Origin of the sequence: Methylibium sp. (genome assembly GCF_013817345.1) — a bacterium.
Lineage (GTDB): Bacteria > Pseudomonadota > Gammaproteobacteria > Burkholderiales > Burkholderiaceae_C > Methylibium.
This window is the reverse complement of the sequence record NZ_JACDCW010000168.1, coordinates 1-4,999: the sequence shown is the minus strand read 5'-3', so window position 1 is coordinate 4,999 and position 4,999 is coordinate 1. Positions and strand designations below refer to the sequence as shown.

The window sequence follows — 4,999 nt, the reverse complement described above, 5'->3', positions numbered from 1 at the left end:
CGGCCGGAGCGCGCGCCGGCCGCAAGGCGCGCGCACCGCCACTCTCCGAGGGCAATTGATCGGGCTGCACCGTCGGGCTGCTGGCCGTGCCGCGGCCGAGCGCGGCGGCGACGACGCTGCGAAACACCTTGAGGTCCACCGGCTTGGTCAGGTAATCGTAGGCCCCCGCCTTGAGCGCTTCGACCGCGCTCTCGGCGGAGCCGTAGGCCGTGATGACGATGATCTTCTCGCGGCGCCCCGCCTCCTCCAGCCGGCGCAGCAGTTCGAGGCCCAGGCCGTCGGGCAGGCGCATGTCGGTGATGACGGCGCTGAAGCTGCGGTCCTTCAACTGCGCCCACGCGTCCTCGACGCTGCCGGCGGTCTCGATGTCGTAGCCCTCGCGCAGCAGGGTCAGCTCGTAGAGCGTGCGCAGGTCGGGCTCGTCGTCGACCACGAGCACACTGAAGTGGGAAGCGGAGCTCATGAACTCAAGGGAAGCCGGGTTTCGCTGGCGGCCAGCGCCCCGCGGCGCATCGTGACCGAGAACTCGTTGCGGTGGCGCTCGGTGCCGGCCCGCGCGCGGTAGTCGATGCTGGCGCCGTACCGCTCGCACAGCTCACGGCAAATATACAAGCCCAGGCCGGTGCCGCGGCTCCTCGTCGAGAAGAAGGGCTCGAACAGATGGCGCTCGACTTCGGGCGCGATCACGTCGCCGTCGCTGTGCACGGTGAGCAGAGCGCGGCCCTCTCCGGCCTCGGCCAGCCGCACCTGTACGGCGCCCGGCGCGGCGCTGCCGTGGCGCAGCGCGTTGTCGAGCAGATTCACCAGCACGCGGCGCAGGTGCTCGCCATCGAACACCACGCCCAGCGGCTGCGCGGGGAGCTCGATCTGCACCGCGCTGTCGGTGCCGAGGCGCAGGCCGGCTATGCGCGCCCATTCGCCGCAGATCGCGGCCACCTGCGCGCTGGCGTCGAGCGGAGACGGCGCGCGCTGCGGACCGGGAGCGACTTCCATGACGTCATCGACGATGCGCTTCAGGCGCTCGGCGTTCTCCGCCACGATGCGCGTGAGCTGGCGTGCCTGCGCGTCGTTGGCGTCTTCAGCGAGCAGCGCGTTGGCCTGCAGGATGGCGGCGAGCGGATTGCGGATCTCGTGCGCGATGCCGGCCGACACGCGGCCCATAGCGGCCAGCTTCTCTTGGCGCGCGCGCGCCTGCACGCTACGCAGATCTTCCAGAAAAAGCACGCAGTACTCCTCCAGCTGGCTGCTTTCCTGGCGCTGCGTGAAACGCACACGCAGTCGCATCTGTGTCGATCCATGCCGCGGCCCGGGCTTGCCGGTCGCCGCTCGGGGCAGGCTCACGTCGCGCCCGCTCTCCGGCCAGCTGCCGTCGGCAAACGCGCGATCGACCGCGAGCACCAACGGCTCCCACGCCGCCACGCCGGTCAGCGCGAAGCTTTCATTCAGCGTGACCTGCGGCTCGCCGAGCAGCAGGCGCACGGCCGGGTTGGCGGCACGCACGCGGCCCCGGCGATCGACCACCATCACGCCATCCTGCATCTCCTGGAGCACCAGCCGGTTGAGCTGGGCCTGCTGGCGCGCCAGCTCGAAGCTGCCCCGCGCCGTTCGCTCCTCGCGGGCGAGCCGGCCCGACAGCTCGCCCGCGAGCAGGCTGACGACGAAGAGCCCCGCGCCCGCCAGGCCGGCCTGCGTGAGCAGCAGCGGTGTATGAGCACCACCGTTGAACCACGCCGCCGCCAGCAGCACCAGCGTGCCGGCGGCCGACACGCCGAGCGCCTGCCGCTGCGGTGTGAGCACGCCGGCCATCAACGCCGGCAAGACCAGCAGCGCCGAATAGTTGAGCGCGCTCCCGTCGGTCAGCAGATGCAGGGTGGCGAACACGAGCAGATCAAGGCCGATGGTGGCCAGCCATTGCCGGTTGCGCAGCCGCGTGCCGGTGGCCGGCGCGCGCCCGAGCAGCTCGGGCATCAGCCACAGTGCCACGGCCGCGAAGGCATAAGCGGCGCACAGGGCGAGCACGAGGTCGGCGCGCGGCTGTGCAGCGAGCCAGGTGATGAGCACCTCGGTGGCGAGCAGCACCACACTGAGCGCAGCACGCGCGGCGACGAAGGCGCGGTACAGCAGCATCAGACCGGTTTGCCCGGTGCTGGCAATGCGCCGAGCCTGGCGCGACAGGAAACGCGAATCGGCAGCGTTGCCGTCGCGTGATTCACCGCGGTCAAGGCGGGAGTGCGCCGCGGCGTCGTCGCTGGGCGAATGGCCCTCGAGCGCGCCGAACCACGAAGCCTCGGGGGCCGCAGCACCGCCGCGGCCGGCGCGTCCGGTCATCGGGAGCGGTCGCCGCACACGCGGCGGTGCTCGTCGCTGCAGTAGAGGCCGAGCACGCCGGGCACGGCTTCGGCGCGCGGCAGGTGCACTCCGCAATGCGTGCACGGCACCATGGCCTGCAAGGCCGGCGGCGCAGCGTTCGGCTTGCGCGTCGCCGTGCGCGAGCGCGAGCGCGCCCACCACAGCACGGCGGCGATCACGAGCACGAGCACCACGTACTTCATCATCGCCATTCGATCCGTCGATGCGCCATCGGTGCGCAATCAGCCTGCATTCACTGCGTGGTGCCGCGCAAGAGCAGCACCTCGATCACAAAGCGCGAACCCACGTAAGCCAGCAGCAGCAGCAGCGCGCCCACATAAAGCCAGCGTGTCGCGAGGTGGCCGCGCCAGCCGAAAGCACGGCGCCCGGCCAGCAGCGCGGCGAACACGGCCCAGGCAAGCACCGAAAACACCGCCTTGTGATCCCAGCGCCACGGGTCGGCGAACCACCAGCCGAGCAGCAGGGTGGCCGACAGCACCGCGAAACCCGCGCCGACGAAGCGAAAGGTCAGCGTCTCGAGCCGCAGCAGCGGCAGCGCATCGGGTGCAGGCAGCGCCTCGCCGGCCACCGGCTTGCCGCGCAATCGCTGCTCCGCGCGGCGCAGCAACGCGGCATGCAACAACGCAGCACCGAACAGACCGTAAGACGCGATGCCGAGCACCCAGTGCAGCGGCGCCCACGGCGAGCCGCCATGCGCGCGCAGCTCGCCGGGAAAGAGCAGCGCCAAGCTCACAGCGCCGGCCCCGAGCAGCGCCAGCGTACGGCGCACACCGGCGATCGGCACGAAGCGACTCTCGATGGCGTAGACCGCGAGCACCAGCCACAGCGTCACCGACAGCGCCGGTGCGAAGCCGAAGCGAGCCCCCGGCGCCGGCTCCCCCACGCCCACGCCGTGCACGACGATCGCGAAGGCATGCGCCACCCAGCCGATCACCAGCGCGCCGCCCCGCCAGTCCGCCTGCCGGCCCAGGCCCGCCAGCAGATAAGCCAGCAAGGCGACCACGCTGGTCGCGGCGAGCGGCAGCAGGCTCGCGACAGAGGCCCCTGGCGATAAAATCATGGGTCGCAGTGTACTTTCGCGGCTCTCGAGAGAGCCGTTGTACGGTGCTCTTCACAGGCGCGTCCACGCAATAAATTCGTAGGCCGCGAGGTGGCCGTCACGACTGCATGGCTGCGCACACCAACCCGAGAACTCCTGCATGGCCTCCGCCCTTTCCGAACGCCTCAGTCGCCTGGTCAAGACCATGCGCGGGCAGGCCCGCATCACCGAAGAGAACGTGCAGGACATGCTGCGCGAGGTGCGCATGGCCCTGCTCGAAGCCGACGTGGCGCTGCCGGTGGTGCGCGACTTCATCGCGCGGGTGAAGGAAAAGGCGCTGGGCCAGGAAGTGGTGGGCTCGCTCTCGCCCGGGCAGGCGCTGGTCGGCGTGGTGCACAGGGAGCTGGCCGCGACGATGGGCGCCGGCGGCGTGAGCGAACTCGATCTCGCAACGCAGCCGCCGGCGGTCATCCTCATGGCCGGCCTGCAGGGCGCCGGCAAGACCACGACCACTGCCAAGCTCGCGCGTCACCTGATCGCGCGCAAGAAGAAAGTGCTGACGGTCTCGGGCGACGTCTACCGGCCGGCCGCGATCGAGCAGCTGCGCACGGTGACCAAGCAGGCCGGGGCGGAGTGGTTCCCCTCGCAGGCGAGCGACAAGCCGGTGGACATCGCCCGCGCCGCACTCGACCACGCGAAGCGGCATTTCTTCGATGTGCTGCTGGTCGATACCGCCGGCCGGCTGGCGATCGACGAGGCGATGATGGCCGAGATCCGCGATCTGCATGCGGCACTCAAACCCATCGAGACGCTGTTCGTCGTCGATGCGATGCAGGGCCAGGACGCCGTCAACGTCGCCAAGGCCTTCAAGGAGGCGCTGCCGCTGACCGGCATCGTGCTCACCAAGCTCGACGGCGACTCGCGCGGCGGCGCGGCGCTCAGCGTGCGCCAGGTGACGGGCGCTCCGATCAAGTTCGCCGGCGTGTCCGAGAAGATCGACGGCCTGGAGGTATTCGACGCCGAGCGCCACGCCGGCCGCGTGCTCGGCATGGGCGACATCGTGGCGCTGGTCGAGGAGGTGCAAAAGGGCGTCGACGTACAGGCGGCGCAAAAGCTCGCCGACAAGGTCAAGTCGGGCGGCGGGTTCGACCTCGACGATTTCCTCGCGCAGATCTCGCAGATGAAGAACATGGGCGGCCTGGCTGGCCTGATGGACAAGCTGCCCAGCCAGCTCGCCGGCAAGGCCGGTCAGCTCGGAGCTGCCGACATGGACCGCGCCGAGCGCGAGGTGCGCCGCATGGAAGGGATCATCCGGTCGATGACGCCGCAGGAGCGCCGCAAACCCGAGCTGCTCAAGGCTTCGCGCAAGCGCCGCATCGCCGGCGGAGCCGGCGTGCAGGTGCAGGAGATCAACCGCCTGCTCAAGCAGTTCGAGCAGATGCAGGACATGATGAAGAAGATGAAGGGCGGCGGCATGATGAAGATGATGAAACGCATGGGCGGCATGGGCGGTCCGGGCGGCATGGGCCTGCCGCGCTGACATTCCAGGTTCCTTGTCGAGCCGCGGCCTTGTGCGGCGCGCCGCACAAG

5 protein-coding genes are annotated in these 4,999 nt (G+C 70.3%); 1 reads left to right on the top strand and 4 read right to left on the bottom strand.

Annotated features, from left to right (window positions below; genetic code table 11):
- The 4 genes from H0W40_RS19190 to H0W40_RS19175 form a co-directional block, all read right to left on the bottom strand.
- Positions 1-463, bottom strand: a 463-nt coding sequence (locus H0W40_RS19190; RefSeq protein WP_292449426.1) for a response regulator, incomplete at its 3' end; no start/stop codon positions are given.
- Entirely contained in the window at positions 460-2,328 is a 1,869-nt protein-coding gene (locus tag H0W40_RS19185) for an ATP-binding protein (RefSeq protein ID WP_292449425.1), read from the bottom strand. The genes H0W40_RS19185 and H0W40_RS19190, both read right to left, overlap by 4 nt.
- Positions 2,325-2,561, bottom strand: coding sequence for a PP0621 family protein (locus H0W40_RS19180; RefSeq protein ID WP_367153847.1), 237 nt, complete (start codon positions 2,559-2,561; stop codon positions 2,325-2,327). The genes H0W40_RS19185 and H0W40_RS19180 overlap by 4 nt, the downstream gene beginning before the upstream one ends.
- 41 nt (positions 2,562-2,602) lie before the next feature.
- Entirely contained in the window at positions 2,603-3,430 is an 828-nt protein-coding gene (locus H0W40_RS19175; protein ID WP_292449423.1) for an inner membrane protein YpjD, read from the bottom strand.
- Positions 3,431-3,569: 139 nt separating this feature from the next.
- On the opposite strand from H0W40_RS19175, the gene ffh reads away from it, so the two are divergent.
- Positions 3,570-4,949, top strand: a complete 1,380-nt coding sequence (gene ffh / locus H0W40_RS19170) for a signal recognition particle protein (RefSeq protein ID WP_292449422.1) — start codon at positions 3,570-3,572, stop codon at positions 4,947-4,949.
- The last annotated feature ends 50 nt before the right edge of the window (positions 4,950-4,999 follow it).